This window comes from Shewanella sp. 10B, assembly GCF_023475885.1.
GTDB classification, from domain to species: Bacteria; Pseudomonadota; Gammaproteobacteria; order Enterobacterales; family Shewanellaceae; genus Shewanella; species Shewanella mangrovisoli.
Map to the genome: position 1 here is coordinate 24,931 of NZ_JAMDJO010000010.1, position 14,882 is coordinate 39,812.

The window sequence follows — 14,882 nt, forward strand, 5'->3', positions numbered from 1 at the left end:
CGGAGAGTAAGCCACATTACTCTCCCACAGTTTACCCCGCCTCAGCTTCTCCACTCGGTCATTAATTGAAACAGTATTTCCGTTTTCCTTACTGGGTATTTGTGCGATAACTTAGCGCAGCATTAACAAAAGTTTATCTAATCCGATAACAGCAAAGCCCTAGAATAACGATAACAGGACATAACATGTTGAAACCTAAGCTGACACCGCTTTATATCGCCCTGATGCTTGGCCTTAGTTCCCATACCGTACAGGCAACAGATGCCCAAAAACCCAGTTGGGACGTCAATGCGCCAGCCAATGCCCCCCTAGAAAAAGTGACCATAGATGTAACCGAAGGCACTTGGATGAACATCAGTGTCAGCCCGGATGGTAAACATTTAGTGTTTGATTTACTGGGTGATATTTATCAAATCCCAGTCACGGGTGGTGAAGCAAAACCGTTAGCTCAAGGCATAGCTTGGCAAATGCAGCCCGTGTATAGCCCGGATGGTAAGCACATAGCCTTCACCTCAGATGCGGATGGTGGCGACAATATTTGGATTATGGATGCCGATGGCAGCAATCCACGCACAGTCACGACAGAGACCTTTCGTTTACTTAACAGTCCAGCGTGGAGTCCTGATTCCCAATATTTAGTCGGTCGTAAACATTTTACCGCCAGTCGGAGCTTAGGCGCCGGTGAAGTCTGGCTCTACCATGTCGCAGGTGGCGAAGGTGTTAAACTCACCGAACGTCCTAACGATGAAAAGGATTTAGGGGAGCCAGCTTATTCACCCGATGGCCGTTACATTTACTTCAGCCAAGATGACACTCCTGGCAAAACATTCCATTATTCCAAGGACTCAGTAAACGGCATCTATAAAATCAAGCGTTACGATACCCAAACGGGTGATATTGAAATCTTGATCGAAGGAACCGGTGGTGCCATTCGCCCAACACCGAGTCCTGACGGCACTAAACTGGCGTATATCAAGCGAGATGATTTCCAATCCTCTTTGTATTTGCTCGATTTGAAATCCGGCGAAACGACTAAGCTGTATGGCGATTTAGATCGCGATATGCAAGAGACTTGGGCCATCCATGGTGTCTATCCCACCATGGCTTGGACTCAAGATAACAAAGATATTTTCTTCTGGGCTAAGGGCAAAATCAATTGCCTAAATGTTGCCAATAAAACGATCACCAATATTCCCTTCAGCGTCAAAACCCAGTTAGACGTGCAGCCTTCAGTACGCTTTAAACAAGATATTGATAAGGATGTATTCGACGTAAAGATGCTGCGAATGGCACAAGTTTCACCGGATGGCAGCAAGGTCGCCTTCGAAGCATTGGGTAAAATCTGGTTGAAGACACTTCCCGATGGCAAGATGTCACGCTTAACCGAGTTAGGTAACGACATTGAAGAGCTTTATCCTCAGTGGTCGCGTGATGGCAAAAATATTGTCTTCGCAACTTGGAATGACCAAGACCAAGGCACAGTTCAAGTGATCAGTGCAAAAGGTGGTAAAGCGAAACAACTTACCACTGAGCCAGGCAAATACGTTGAGCCAACCTTCTCACCCAATGGTGAACTGGTAGTGTATCGCAAAACCCAAGGTGGACACCTTACACCTCGTACTTGGTCGCAGGAACCCGGCCTGTACAAGGTCGATTTAAAAACCAAACAAAATAAGAAAATTAGCGCTGAGGGTTATCAAGCACAATTCGGCGCTTCGGCCGATCGCATTTTCTTTATGAACACTGGTGATAACGACACGCCACAGCTTGCCTCAATTAACTTAGATGGGTTTGATAAACGCGTTCACTACAGCAGTAAGCATGCAACCGAATTTAGAGTTTCACCCGATGGCGAACAACTGGCCTTTGCCGAGCGTTTTAAAGTTTGGGTTACCCCCTTCGCTAAACATGGTGAAACCGTTGAAATAGGCCCTAATGCCAGCAATCTTCCTGTTACTCAATTAAGTGTGCGGGCCGGCGAAAGTATCAGCTGGAATAGCAAGAGTAACCAACTCTATTGGACTCTTGGCCCAGAACTGTACCAAGCCAATGTGGATTCCCAGTATCTTAAAAAGGACGAGCAAGCCAAGCCAAGTATTATCAACTTAGGCTTTACAGAAAAGGCCGATGTTCCACGTGGAACAGTCGCCTTTGTCGGCGGCAAAGTGATCACCATGGAAAATGACCAAGTCATCGATAAGGGTGTGGTGATCGTCAAAGACAATCATATTGTTGCCGTTGGCGATGCAAACACGGCGATTCCAAAGGATGCACAAGTTATCGATATTAGCGGCAAATCCATTATGCCTGGCCTGTTCGACGCGCATGCCCATGATGCCCAGGCCGATGATGAAATCGTGCCTCAACAAAACTGGGCACTCTACTCAGGGCTATCTTTGGGTGTAACAACCATCCATGATCCATCGAATGATACCACTGAGATTTTTGCAGCCTCTGAACAGCAAAAGGCTGGTCACATCGTTGGTCCACGGATTTTCTCCACAGGAACGATTCTTTATGGCGCAAATGCTCCCGGCTACACCTCGCATATCGACTCACTCGATGATGCAAAATTTCATTTAGAGCGACTCAAAAAAGTCGGAGCCTTTAGTGTTAAGAGCTACAACCAACCGCGTCGTAATCAAAGGCAACAGGTTATCGCCGCTGCTCGCGAACTCGAAATGATGGTTGTGCCAGAGGGTGGCAGCTTGCTACAACATAACCTGACCATGGTTGCCGATGGCCATACAACCGTAGAGCACTCGTTACCCGTGGCGAGTATTTATAACGATATTAAACAGTTCTGGAGCCAAACTAAGGTCGGTTATACCCCAACCTTAGTCGTCGCCTACGGCGGTATTTCGGGTGAAAACTATTGGTACGATAAGACCGATGTGTGGGCACATCCTCGTTTGTCTATGTATGTGCCAAGCGACATTTTGCAGGCTCGCTCAATGCGTCGCCCCCACGCCCCAGACAGTCACTACAACCACTTCAATGTTGCTAAAGTGGCGAATGAGTTTAATAAGCTAGGCATACATCCAAACATTGGCGCCCACGGTCAGCGAGAGGGTTTAGCCGCACATTGGGAAATGTGGATGTTCGCCCAAGGTGGCATGAGCAATATGGATGTGCTGAAAACTGCGACCATCAACCCTGCCACCACCTTCGGTCTAGAGCATCAACTTGGCTCAATTAAAACCGGTAAGCTTGCAGACTTAATCGTTATTGATGGCGACCCATTAGCGGATATTAGAGTCACAGATAAAGTCACTTATACTATGGTCAATGGTAAGTTGTTTGATGCTGAGTCGATGAACGAGCTGAATGGTAACAAACAACAGCGTAAGCCTTTCTTCTTCGAGAAAATCTAATCTCAACAAAGTGAAATAACAAAAGGTATGTTCCACGTGGAACATGCCTTTTTATTTTGGATTTAAGCTAAATTAGATGTATGACTTATTTGCCGCCACAGCAAGCATCATAGGCAATGCAATCAACTAGATGATCGTTCACCATCCCCACCGCCTGCATAAAAGCATAACAAATCGTCGGACCAACAAAGTTAAAGCCAAGCTTTTTTAATGCCTTAGACATTGCCTCTGATTCAGGTGTTTGCGCAGGCACTTGCGACATGGAGGTAAATTGATTCACCAATGGCTTGCCACCAACAAAGCTCCACAGAAATTCAGAAAAATCTTTGCCATCCTCAGTGTAGGCTAAGTAACCTTTTGCATTACGAATAATCGAATGGATCTTAAGGCGATTACGCACAATGCCTGGGTTAGCCATCAACTCCTGGACTTTAGCGTCGTCAAAAGTTGCAATCACTGCTGGCTCAAAATCCGCAAAGGCTTGTTCGTAGTTTTGCTGCTTCTTTAAGATAGTAATCCAAGACAACCCAGCTTGTTGCCCATCTAAACAGAGCTTGGCAAACAACTCCTTCGAATCATAAACTGGGCGTCCCCACACCTTATCGTGGTACTCACGATACAAGGGATCATCGCTGACCCAATTACAGCGGATTTCTTCCATGGCCTATCTACCTTAACGTTTTAACGAAGAAGGTAAAAAATAACCTACATAAGCAGAGATCTACAAGGTATAATCGAAACCATTTTCTATTAAAGCTGACGGCAGTAGACAAGTAGACATGACGACGAAACACGACGTAAAAACATTTCAGGGTTTCATTCTAACCCTGCAGGAATATTGGGCGCAGCAAGGCTGTGCAATCGTTCAACCTCTAGATATGGAAGTCGGTGCAGGTACATTCCACCCACAAACGTTCCTACGCTCTTTAGGGCCTGAGCCAATGAGCAGTGCCTATGTGCAGCCATCGCGCCGCCCTACCGACGGCCGTTACGGTGAAAACCCAAACCGTCTGCAGCACTACTACCAATTCCAAGTCGTGTTAAAACCGTCACCGGATAATATCCAAGAACTCTATTTAGGTTCTCTGCAAGCCCTTGGTATTGATACACAAATCCATGATATCCGTTTTGTGGAAGACAACTGGGAATCACCAACATTAGGTGCTTGGGGTCTAGGTTGGGAAGTCTGGTTAAACGGCATGGAAGTGACTCAGTTTACTTACTTCCAACAAGTCGGTGGTCTAGAGTGTAGCCCTGTCACCGGTGAAATCACCTACGGTTTAGAACGTCTCGCTATGTATATTCAAGGTGTAGATAGCGTGTATGACCTAGTATGGACCGATGGCCCTATGGGTCGCATCACCTACGGCGATGTGTTCCACCAAAACGAAGTTGAGCAATCAACCTATAACTTTGAACACGCAGACGTCGACTTTATGTTTGCCCTGTTCGATCAATGCGAAAAAATGTGTCAGCATTTATTGTCGCTTGAAAAACCATTACCTCTACCCGCCTATGAGCAAGTGATGAAAGCCTCTCACGCCTTCAACCTGCTCGATGCACGCCACGCCATTTCAGTGACTGAACGTCAGCGTTATATCCTGCGCGTTCGTACCATGGCTAAAGCCGTTGCTGAATCCTATTATCAGGCACGCGAAGCGCTTGGCTTCCCAATGTGTAAGTAGAGGTAACACATGAATTTTGAAAACTTACTCATCGAGTTAGGCACTGAAGAACTGCCGCCAAAGGCGCTGCGTAAACTGGCTGAGTCTTTCTTAGCGAACTTTACCGAAGAACTGACTAAAGCCGATTTAGCATTTAAATCTGCCGTTTGGTATGCAGCGCCACGTCGTCTGGCGATTAACGTAACCGAACTGGCACTTGCTCAAGCCGATAAAGTTGTTGAAAAACGCGGCCCAGCAGTAAGCTCGGCCTTCGACGGTGAAGGTAAACCAACGAAAGCCGCAGAAGGCTGGGCACGTGGTAACGGTATCACCGTTGACCAAGCTGAACGCTTAGTCACCGATAAAGGTGAATGGCTGGTTTACAACGCTAAGGTTGAAGGCGTTGAAACCAAGAGCTTAATCGCAGCTATAGCGCAACGTGCGCTGGATAAGTTACCGATTCCTAAGCCAATGCGCTGGGGAAGCAGCAAGACACAATTCATTCGCCCTGTTCACACCGCCACTATGCTGTTAGGCAGTGAGTTAATCGAAGGTGAATTACTCGGCATTCAATCGGCACGCAATGTTCGTGGCCATCGCTTTATGGGTACAGGCTTCGAGCTTGACCATGCAGACAACTACCTGACGCTACTGAAAGAAAAAGGTAAAGTCATCGCCGATTACGAAAGCCGTAAAGCCTTAATCAAAGCCGATGCCGAAAAAGCGGCCGCTAAGATTGGTGGCACCGCCGATATCGAAGATGACCTGCTTGAAGAAGTCACCTCTTTGGTTGAATGGCCAGTCGTATTAACCGCAAGCTTTGAAGAGAAGTTCTTAAACGTACCTTCAGAAGCCTTGGTTTATACGATGAAGGGCGATCAGAAATACTTCCCTGTATTCGATGATGCTGGCAAATTACTGCCAAACTTCATCTTTGTCGCGAACATAGAATCAAAAGATCCGGCACAAATCATTGCGGGTAACGAGAAGGTGGTTCGTCCACGCTTGGCCGATGCCGAGTTCTTCTTCAATACCGACAAAAAGCACACGCTCGAATCACGTTTACCGAGTCTTGAGACCGTCTTGTTCCAACAACAACTCGGTACCTTAAAAGACAAAGTCACTCGTATCTCTGCCCTAGCCGCCTTTATTGCCGAGCAAACTGGCGCTAACGCCGTTGATGCAGCGCGCGCTGGTTTATTGTCTAAAACTGACTTAATGACCAATATGGTGATGGAGTTTACCGATACTCAAGGCACCATGGGCATGCATTACGCCCGCCTAGATGGTGAAACTGAAGCCGTCGCCTTAGCCATGGAAGAGCAATACAAGCCCAAATTCTCTGGCGATACAGTTCCGACTGCAGCTGTATCTTGCGCAGTAGCCTTAGCGGATAAACTCGATACCTTAGTCGGTATCTTCGGTATTGGTCAGGCACCTAAGGGCGCTGCCGACCCATTCGCACTGCGCCGTGCCGCTATCGGTGTGCTACGCATTATCGTTGAGAACAAGTTGCCACTGGACTTAGTGACCCTGATTGCTAAGGCTCAAGAACTCCATGGCACTAACTTAAGCAACGCGAATGCAAGCGATGAAGTGCTTGAGTTCCTAATGGCGCGTTTCCGTGCTTGGTACCAAGATAAAGGTATCGAGGTTGACGTGATCCTCGCCGTATTAGCACGCCGCCCAACTCGCCCAGCTGATTTTGATAGCCGTATCAATGCGGTGTCACATTTCAGAAGCTTAGAAGCCTCTAGCGCTCTGGCAGCGGCGAATAAGCGTGTATCTAACATTCTGGCGAAAGTGGAAGGCGAATTACCTACCGCGATTAACTCAGCTCTGTTAGCCGAAGCCGCAGAACAAGCATTAGCCGCTAAGCTTGCCGAACTGCAGCCTCAACTCGCTCCGCTGTTCGCTAATGCTGATTACCAACAGGCATTAACACTGCTGGCGAGCTTGCGTGAAAGCGTTGACCAGTTCTTCGAAGACGTGATGGTTATGGCGGATGACGAAGCATTGAAAAACAACCGCTTAGCTCTGCTAAATAACCTACGTGAACAGTTCTTACATGTAGCGGATATTTCTCTGCTCCAGTAAGTCGCACGTTAGAGTCTTAATAAAAAACGCGCATATAGCGCGTTTTTTATTGGCTGCAATATATTAAAACTGCTGAAGTTTCTCGTGCAACGCTTCGAATTGAGCTGGCTCGAGTCCAACCAAGGCTAACAAGTTGCTCAACATACCAGCAGGCAGTTTACCCGCTTGCTGCAACATCGAAACCTCACTGATGATATTGGCGCGCCAAACCACAGCGGCAATTCCCTCATTCGGCCGAGTGTGGACATGGGCTAATTTATCCAGCTCGGTTTCAAAGGTACTTGGCAATTGCCAATGCTTTGCCAACAAAGCACTTAAGGTGAGTGATTTGGCTGTCATCACTTGTCGGAATAACCAAGAATTTGGCTGCTCCCCAGGCTCTGCTTGCACAAAGGCATCGAGCAACATTTTAAAGATGGCGAGCTTACCCACATCATGCAGTAATCCTAATAGGAATGCCGTGTCTCTATCTTCTTCACTCAGTTCGCTGGTTAAAAAGGCAACCTGCATCGAATGACGCCAAATTTCGGCACCAAAGCGCCGAAAATAAATGGGTTTAATATCGAGCATTTCACGCACTAGGCAGCTCGTCACAAAGCGGCGTAACTGTTCACGGCCGAGCTGCACTAAAGCCTGCTGCAGGCTTGTGACCTCTCTATCTCCACGCTTAAAGGCTGGTGAGTTACACAACTTAAGCACTTCGACGCTTAGTAAGGGATCTTTCTCGATTAACGCCAACAAGTCCTTAGTATCAAACTGTGGCTCAGCTAATTTACGGTCTAATTCTAAAACCTTTGAGGGAAGCTTAAGCACCTTTTCTGCTATCACTTGTGGCGATGCTAAGGCGAGCTCTATTTCAGCCATGACGCGCCGCTCAAGGTTATTGGCAACGCCACCAGCATCTTTGGTTCTGGCGGGAAACAACAGGCTGTAAAACAGTGCCGCGAGGTCAATACTCACCACGGTATCAACGGGTTCTTCTTGGCGTTTAGGGGCTGAAACTTTGTCCAACGATTTACTGAGATCGGTTTGACTAAAGCTTTTAGGTCGCTCCAGTGTTGTCTCTTCGCGGATATTAAAAATTTTATTAAATATGGACTTAATCAAGACGTTCCAACCTATAAGAGCTGAGTTAACTGACCCTGCATAATTATCAGTCCATTGTAGTTCATATACTAGTGGTCGCATCATGTATTACGCGCAGCTTTACTATATGTACCTAGGCTTAAGGCTGCATTATCAAATCAAATGTTTCACGTGAAACCTTATTCCAAGTAGCCTTGATAGGCCCGCGCAATTTGCTTGGCCAACTCCGCATTGATTGGTGAATAAGCTTTAGCGGAAATAACCAGTGCGACGGCGACCACAGGCAAGGCTGGAAGAGTTTCAGAATCGATAATATTCAGCGGTGCCGATACACTGCATTCGGCCATGGCACTAATGGCCAAATCCTTAGCCACTATCGCTTTAAGAGCCGCAGCACTGCTGCTACAGGCTAACAACTGATAATGCCTATCTTGCTTCATCAATCCATCTAACGCCGCGATATGGAATTTACAGTCCTTTTGGAATAGCGCTATAGGTAAGGGATCGGCATCACTCAAGTTCGAACCATTCGCGCTCACCCAAACGCCTTTCGAGGTTTGTAATAAGTAGCCTTCATCGGACTCGGGCAAACGAGTCACTATCGCCGCATCGAGCTGCCCAGAATCCAGCATGATCCGCAGCTTTTGGCTCGAGGCGCAGGTAATTTGAAGATCGAGTTGCTTAATGTGACCATGTAACAACGTCACTATCCGCGGCAACACGGATTCGACATAGTCATCTGGACAGCCCAAATACAATTGTGTGCCGACTTGGGTCTGCTTAATGGTAGTGACAGTCTCATCGTGCAATTGCAGTAATTGCTTAGCGTACAAACCAAAACGTTGGCCTTCGGTAGATAAGACTAAGTTTCGCCCCTCTTTTACAAAGAGCGTTTTTCCCAACTCTTGCTCTAAGCGCTTCATTTGCATACTGACGGCAGATTGAGTCTTATAGGTTTGCATTGCCGCACGGGTAAAACTCCCTGTATCGACAAAAGCCACAAAGCTGCGCAGCGCTTCTATTTCCATAATATTTCCTATCTGAGGTCAGTCTATCTATTCATTTTGCTGATAGATGACATCAAATCTATTCGTTAGTCATGCAAAGTACAAGCGCCTATATTGATAAGCACAACCCCAAACAGGAAGGTGAAAATGGAACTCTACATTGGCAATAAAAACTACTCTAGCTGGTCGCTCCGCGCTTGGTTAATGGCTGCAAAATCAGGTGTTCAGTTCGATGAAGTGCTATTGCAACTCGATACCGAGAGCTTTTATCAGCGGCTCAAATCCATTTCGCCTACCCTAAAAGTTCCAACACTCATCGATGGAAATATTACGGTTTGGGATTCGCTGTCGATTTGCGAATATATCAACGATACTTATCTTTCAGGCTCTGCCTGGCCACAAGACCCGAAACAAAAAGCTAAGGCTCGCTCCTTCGCCTGTGAAATGCATTCAGGTTTTCATGCCCTACGAAATGCCCTGCCGATGAATATCCGCGCCCATCGTTATGTCGAATTAAGCCCTGCCGTGTTGCAGGATATTGCCCGCATCGACAATATCTGGTCACAGCAAATGGCAGAGTTTGCCACCGCCCAAGGCACTTGGCTATTTGGCAAGTGGTCGATAGCCGATATGATGTTTGCGCCAGTTGTGATGCGCTTCTTCACCTATGAGATTGAAGTCTCCCAAGCGAGTCGAGCTTATATGGAATTTATTGTGAGCCAGCCGGAAATGCAGGCCTGGATACAAGCCGCCAAAGCCGAGACTGAAATAGTGGACATCGACGAAGCTGGTGTTGATAGATAATTTTCTACCAAACAAAAAGGGAAAGCTAAGCTTTCCCTTTTTTATCAATAGCTAACGATATAGATGTTAAACGTCTAAGTTAGCCACGTTCAGCGCGTTGGCTTCGATAAAGTCACGGCGTGGTTCCACTTGGTCGCCCATCAAACAAGTGAACAGCTGATCCGCACCAACGGCATCATCAATCGTCACTTGCAGCATGCGGCGCGATTCAGGATCCATCGTGGTTTCCCACAATTGCTCAGGATTCATCTCACCCAATCCTTTATAGCGTTGGATGTAGAGGCCACGCTTGGCTTCGCCGATGGTCCAATCTAACGCTTCAATGAAGCTACCCACTTCCTTCACACGGTCGCCACGCTGTACATAACCACCGACTTCAATCAGGCCTTCGAGCGCCGCACCTAACTTACCAATGCGTTGGTAATCAGTTGATTGGAAGAAGTCGTAGCTGAACAGGTAGTGTGTATCGATACCGTGTTTACGGATAGTGATCTTCGGCAGATACACTTTACGCTCAGGATCGAGTACAGGCTCACCAGAATACAACACACCGCTATTTTCTAATTCCACCAGCTCATGGATAAAGGCGTCGATCCATTCCTTCATCTTGCCTTCATCCGCCAACATTTCGTTGTTGATCATTGGATGATAAAGCATGCGGTTGGTGATCTGCGTTGGGTAACGTTGCTCTAAACGGGCCACAATCGCTTCCACTTCACGATACTGAGTCACTAAACGCTCTAATGGTTCACCCGACATACCTGGCGCACCTTGAGATGGGTAAATGCTAGTACCATCTAACGCTTGAGTGGTCAGATATTGAGTCAGTGCTGCTTCGTCTTTGAGATATTGTTCTTGCTTACCTTTCTTCACTTTGAATAAAGGCGGCTGAGCAATATACACATAACCACGTTCAATCAGCTCAGGCATTTGGCGGAAGAAGAAGGTCAACAGCAAGGTACGAATGTGCGAGCCGTCGACGTCAGCATCCGTCATGATGATGATGTTGTGGTAACGCGTCTTATCTGGGTTGTATTCGTCGCGACCAATACCACAGCCAAGTGCCGTAATTAGCGTTGCAACCTCTTGAGAAGAAAGCATTTTATCGAAACGCGCTTTCTCAACGTTTAAGATTTTACCTTTCAGTGGCAGAATCGCTTGGTTCTTACGGTTACGTCCCTGCTTAGCGCTACCGCCAGCAGAGTCCCCTTCCACTATGTAGATTTCAGAAAGACCAGGGTCTTTCTCTTGGCAATCCGCCAGCTTACCTGGCAAACCACCTAAATCGAGTGCGCCTTTACGACGGGTCATTTCACGGGCTTTACGCGCCGCTTCACGGGCACGAGCCGCATCGACAATCTTACCGACGATTAACTTAGCATCGGCAGGATTCTCCAGCAGATAGTCATTTAGCTTCTCACCCATGGTTTGTTCAACCGCGGCTTTCACTTCGCTAGACACTAACTTGTCTTTGGTTTGCGAGCTGAACTTAGGATCAGGCACTTTAACTGAAATCACGGCCGTTAAACCTTCGCGGGCGTCATCGCCTGTCGCGTTAGTTTTGCCTTTCTTGTTATAGCCTTCGTTTTCCATATAGTTGTTGAGGTTACGTGTCAACGCACTACGGAAACCCGCTAAGTGAGTACCACCATCACGCTGTGGAATGTTGTTGGTAAAACAGAAAATGCTTTCTTGGTAACCATCGTTCCACTGCATCGCCACTTCAACGGTAATGCCATCTTCACGCTCTTGCATAAAGTGGAATACGTCTTTGTTTACTGGCGTTTTATTACGGTTCAGGTAATCAACGAATGCGCTGATACCGCCTTCGTATTTAAAGAATTCATTCTTATTGTCACGCTCGTCGACTAAGCGGATACCCACGCCTGAGTTGAGGAATGACAGTTCGCGCACGCGCTTGGCCAGAATCTCGAAGTGGAACTCAACATCGCTGAAGGTTTCTTCACTTGGCCAGAAACGGATTTCAGTACCAGTTTTAGTCGCATCGCCGATCACTTTGATTGGCTCGTCAGGTACACCGTGGGTATAAAACTGCTCGTGGACTTTACCTTCGCGGCGAATGGTTAACTGCAGCTTTTTAGACAACGCGTTAACTACCGACACACCCACGCCGTGCAGACCACCTGACACTTTATAAGAGTTATCGTCGAACTTACCACCCGCGTGCAGTACGGTCATGATCACCTCGGCGGCAGACACGCCTTCTTCCGGGTGAATCGCCACAGGAATACCACGGCCGTCGTCGCGAACGGAGACCGAGCCATCCACATGGATAGTAATAGTGATATCAGTACAATGGCCGGCTAAGGCTTCATCGATAGAGTTATCGACTACTTCGAACACCATATGATGTAGACCCGTACCGTCGTCGGTGTCACCAATATACATCCCAGGTCTCTTACGTACTGCATCAAGGCCCTTAAGGACCTTAATACTCGAAGAATCGTAACTATTCTCTGACATATTATTCTCTCAATGGTTATTCAATTACCGTTACACGTCCCTGTTCCACATGGAACATCCTACTGGGAGGAGTGTGTAACGAATCGACTATTGCTGCAGGCTCAATGGCAGTGACAAACACTTGTGCACCAGTGTCCACTAGCTGCTTAAGCAATAGCTGCCTATGCTGTGCATCCAACTCGGATGGAAGATCATCCACAAGATAAATACTGTGTTTATCTATTTGTTGTTTGAGCAACTTTCCCTGTGCAATACGCAGTGCACAGACTAATAATTTCAATTGACCACGGGACAGGGCATCCTGCGCCGGTAAACTACCTACACGAAGTCTGAGGTCAGCTTTATGGGGACCGCTGACGGTATGACCCGTAGCCAAATCTCTGGGATATTGGGATTCGAGAAGTTGTGCAAAATCCGTTTTGCTATCCCAGCCGCGAGTAAATGAAACCTTAACATCTACCTGCGGTAAAAACTCCCCGATTATACCCTTAAGTAGCTCATTTAACGAGTCTACATAACGGTTTCGTATTTCTGTGACCTGCTCGGTATAACGGACAAACTCCCTATCCCAATATTGGATTTGATCATAGGAAGAATTATTTCTAAGCAGTTGATTTCGTTGCTTTAGAACCCGTCTCACGTTCACCCATGCCGCATAAAACTGCGGGTCAGAATGAAAGGCGCCCCAATCGATAAATTGCCGACGGGATTTAGGACCTTCAAACAGGAGCGAAAAGCTTTCCGGCGTGATCACTTGGATGGGTAAGGTTTCGGCTAATGTCGATAGCCTTTTCACCTTTTCCCCGTCGATTTTGACTTCGGTTTCGCCACTACGGAAACGTCGCAAGCCGATTTTACTGTCGCCACGGGGCAAATTTAAGGTCGCAAACAGGGTTAACTTATCCTGTTCGTTATTGATCACTCGTTGGGATAAATGACTGCGAAACGAACGCCCCATGCCGAGAAAGTAAATAGCCTCGAGTATGCTGGTTTTGCCACTGCCGTTTTGACCGTAAATCAGATTGATCCCTGCAGTCGGGCTCAGCTGCGCCAATTGAATATTGCGAAAAGAATCAATATTAAGACGGATAAGACTCATGCGTTACTCATCAAACCGCATCGACGGCTTAGGCCAAGACTCAGAACAGTCATCATACCGCAATTCACATCCATTCGAGTAAATAAGGCAACAAGGGATAAGGCTTGAAGACATATACGCCGCTAAAAAGCGGCGTATGGCACAAAGTAGGCAATGGAATACTATAAGCGCATCGGCATAACCACATACATGGAATCTTCTTCCAAGTGGTTTTCCAATAAAGCACTCGAGTTACCATCGATTAGGGTGATACGCACATCATCGGACTTAAGGTTGTTTAACACATCCAATAAGTAACTGACGTTGAAACCAATTTCGAGTGGCTGATTGTTGTAATCCACATCGATGATTTCTTCCGCTTCTTCCTGCTCTGGGTTATTGGCGGTGATTTTCAGTAATCCCGCTTCTAACTGAATGCGTACACCGCGGAACTTCTCATTCGATAAAATAGAAGCACGGTTTAAGGCTTGCTTGAAGTGGTTACGGCTGGCGATAACGATTTTATCACCACCTTTCGGTAACACACGGCGATAATCAGGGAAACGACCATCGACTAATTTACTGGTAAAAACTGTAGTGCTGGTGGTCGCACGAATCGCATTATCGCCAATGGCAATTGCGATATCTAAATCATCGGCTTCCAACAAGCGCGCCATTTCCATCACGCCTTTACGGGGCACAATCACTTGTTTTTCAGGTAATTGTGCATCTATGGTTCTGTGGCTTAAGGCTAAGCGGTGACCGTCGGTGGCAATGGCACGCAGCACATTACCTTCGGTTTCGAGTAATAAACCATTCAGATAGTAACGAACGTCTTGGTTCGCCATCGAAAACTGAGTCGCGTCTATCAGTGACTTCAGCACACCCTGCTTAAGAGAGAACTCGATTTCCGCCTGAAAGGCTTCCACATTGGGGTATTCTTCTGCGGGCAGGGTTGCCAGCGAGAAACGGCTACGGCCTGAGCGCAATAACCATTTGTTATCTTGCTGCTCGACCTTAAGCTCGCTTTGTTCGGGTAAGGATTTAACTATGTCTAACAGCTTCTTAGCTGGAACTGTAGTACGACCTTCTTCGATATCACCATGAACGACCGCCTGGCCCACCAACTCAACTTCGAGGTCGGTACCTGTCATTTTGAGTGAGTGCCCACTAACTTCTACAAGGAGATTTGCCAAAATAGGCAAGTTATGGCGTCTTTCTACCGCACCACAAACCAATTGAAGCGGCTTTAATAGGGCGTCCCTATCAATTGAAAATTTCATAGTGT

10 protein-coding genes are annotated in these 14,882 nt (G+C 47.0%); 4 read left to right on the forward strand and 6 right to left on the reverse strand.

What is annotated here, in order from left to right; genetic code table 11:
- Positions 1-185: 185 nt before the first annotated feature.
- On the forward strand, positions 186-3,374 hold the full coding sequence (locus M0415_RS19895) for an amidohydrolase family protein (RefSeq protein ID WP_249552811.1): 3,189 nt from the start codon (positions 186-188) through the stop codon (positions 3,372-3,374).
- Between the two features lie 85 nt (positions 3,375-3,459).
- On the opposite strand, the gene M0415_RS19900 is transcribed toward M0415_RS19895, so the two are convergent.
- Positions 3,460-4,035 (reverse strand): DNA-3-methyladenine glycosylase I, encoded by a 576-nt coding sequence (locus M0415_RS19900; RefSeq protein WP_220056913.1) that lies wholly within the window; start codon positions 4,033-4,035, stop codon positions 3,460-3,462.
- 118 nt (positions 4,036-4,153) lie between these two features.
- On the opposite strand from M0415_RS19900, the gene glyQ reads away from it, so the two are divergent.
- Both glyQ and glyS read left to right on the forward strand, forming a co-directional pair.
- The gene (glyQ, locus tag M0415_RS19905; protein WP_011070431.1) at positions 4,154-5,059 is read left to right on the forward strand and encodes a glycine--tRNA ligase subunit alpha; all 906 of its coding nucleotides are present in this window, start codon (positions 4,154-4,156) and stop codon (positions 5,057-5,059) included.
- A 9-nt stretch (positions 5,060-5,068) separates the two neighbouring features.
- Entirely contained in the window at positions 5,069-7,135 is a 2,067-nt protein-coding gene (gene glyS / locus M0415_RS19910; RefSeq protein ID WP_249552809.1) for a glycine--tRNA ligase subunit beta, read from the forward strand.
- Positions 7,136-7,198: 63 nt separating this feature from the next.
- Here glyS and M0415_RS19915 read toward each other — a convergent pair whose 3' ends face one another.
- Positions 7,199-8,242 carry an HDOD domain-containing protein gene (locus M0415_RS19915; RefSeq protein ID WP_249552807.1) on the reverse strand — a complete coding sequence of 348 codons (1,044 nt, stop codon included), beginning with the start codon at positions 8,240-8,242 and terminating at the stop codon, positions 7,199-7,201.
- A gap of 158 nt (positions 8,243-8,400) precedes the next feature.
- The gene (locus M0415_RS19920; RefSeq protein ID WP_249552805.1) at positions 8,401-9,249 is read right to left on the reverse strand and encodes a LysR family transcriptional regulator; all 849 of its coding nucleotides are present in this window, start codon (positions 9,247-9,249) and stop codon (positions 8,401-8,403) included.
- Positions 9,250-9,375: 126 nt separating this feature from the next.
- On the opposite strand from M0415_RS19920, the gene M0415_RS19925 reads away from it, so the two are divergent.
- The gene (locus tag M0415_RS19925) at positions 9,376-10,032 is read left to right on the forward strand and encodes a glutathione S-transferase family protein (RefSeq protein WP_249552803.1); all 657 of its coding nucleotides are present in this window, start codon (positions 9,376-9,378) and stop codon (positions 10,030-10,032) included.
- 66 nt (positions 10,033-10,098) lie between these two features.
- Here M0415_RS19925 and gyrB read toward each other — a convergent pair whose 3' ends face one another.
- The 3 genes from gyrB to dnaN all read right to left on the reverse strand — a co-directional run bounded on the left by gyrB (position 10,099) and on the right by dnaN (position 14,877).
- The gene (gyrB, locus tag M0415_RS19930; protein WP_011620841.1) at positions 10,099-12,516 is read right to left on the reverse strand and encodes a DNA topoisomerase (ATP-hydrolyzing) subunit B; all 2,418 of its coding nucleotides are present in this window, start codon (positions 12,514-12,516) and stop codon (positions 10,099-10,101) included.
- Positions 12,517-12,532: 16 nt separating this feature from the next.
- Positions 12,533-13,615 carry a DNA replication/repair protein RecF gene (recF, locus tag M0415_RS19935; RefSeq protein ID WP_249552792.1) on the reverse strand — a complete coding sequence of 361 codons (1,083 nt, stop codon included), beginning with the start codon at positions 13,613-13,615 and terminating at the stop codon, positions 12,533-12,535.
- 161 nt (positions 13,616-13,776) lie between these two features.
- Positions 13,777-14,877, reverse strand: coding sequence for a DNA polymerase III subunit beta (gene dnaN / locus M0415_RS19940; RefSeq protein WP_023266046.1), 1,101 nt, complete (start codon positions 14,875-14,877; stop codon positions 13,777-13,779).
- Positions 14,878-14,882: the final 5 nt, after the last annotated feature.

Coding starts and splice junctions, on each gene's coding strand:
- M0415_RS19895 (WP_249552811.1), top strand. CDS start 186: ATGTTGAAACCTAAGCTGACACCGCTTTATATCGCCCTGATGCTTGGC.
- M0415_RS19900 (WP_220056913.1), bottom strand. CDS start 4,035: ATGGAAGAAATCCGCTGTAATTGGGTCAGCGATGATCCCTTGTATCGT.
- glyQ (WP_011070431.1), top strand. CDS start 4,154: ATGACGACGAAACACGACGTAAAAACATTTCAGGGTTTCATTCTAACC.
- glyS (WP_249552809.1), top strand. CDS start 5,069: ATGAATTTTGAAAACTTACTCATCGAGTTAGGCACTGAAGAACTGCCG.
- M0415_RS19920 (WP_249552805.1), bottom strand. CDS start 9,249: ATGGAAATAGAAGCGCTGCGCAGCTTTGTGGCTTTTGTCGATACAGGG.
- M0415_RS19925 (WP_249552803.1), top strand. CDS start 9,376: ATGGAACTCTACATTGGCAATAAAAACTACTCTAGCTGGTCGCTCCGC.
- gyrB (WP_011620841.1), bottom strand. CDS start 12,516: ATGTCAGAGAATAGTTACGATTCTTCGAGTATTAAGGTCCTTAAGGGC.
- recF (WP_249552792.1), bottom strand. CDS start 13,615: ATGAGTCTTATCCGTCTTAATATTGATTCTTTTCGCAATATTCAATTG.
- dnaN (WP_023266046.1), bottom strand. CDS start 14,877: ATGAAATTTTCAATTGATAGGGACGCCCTATTAAAGCCGCTTCAATTG.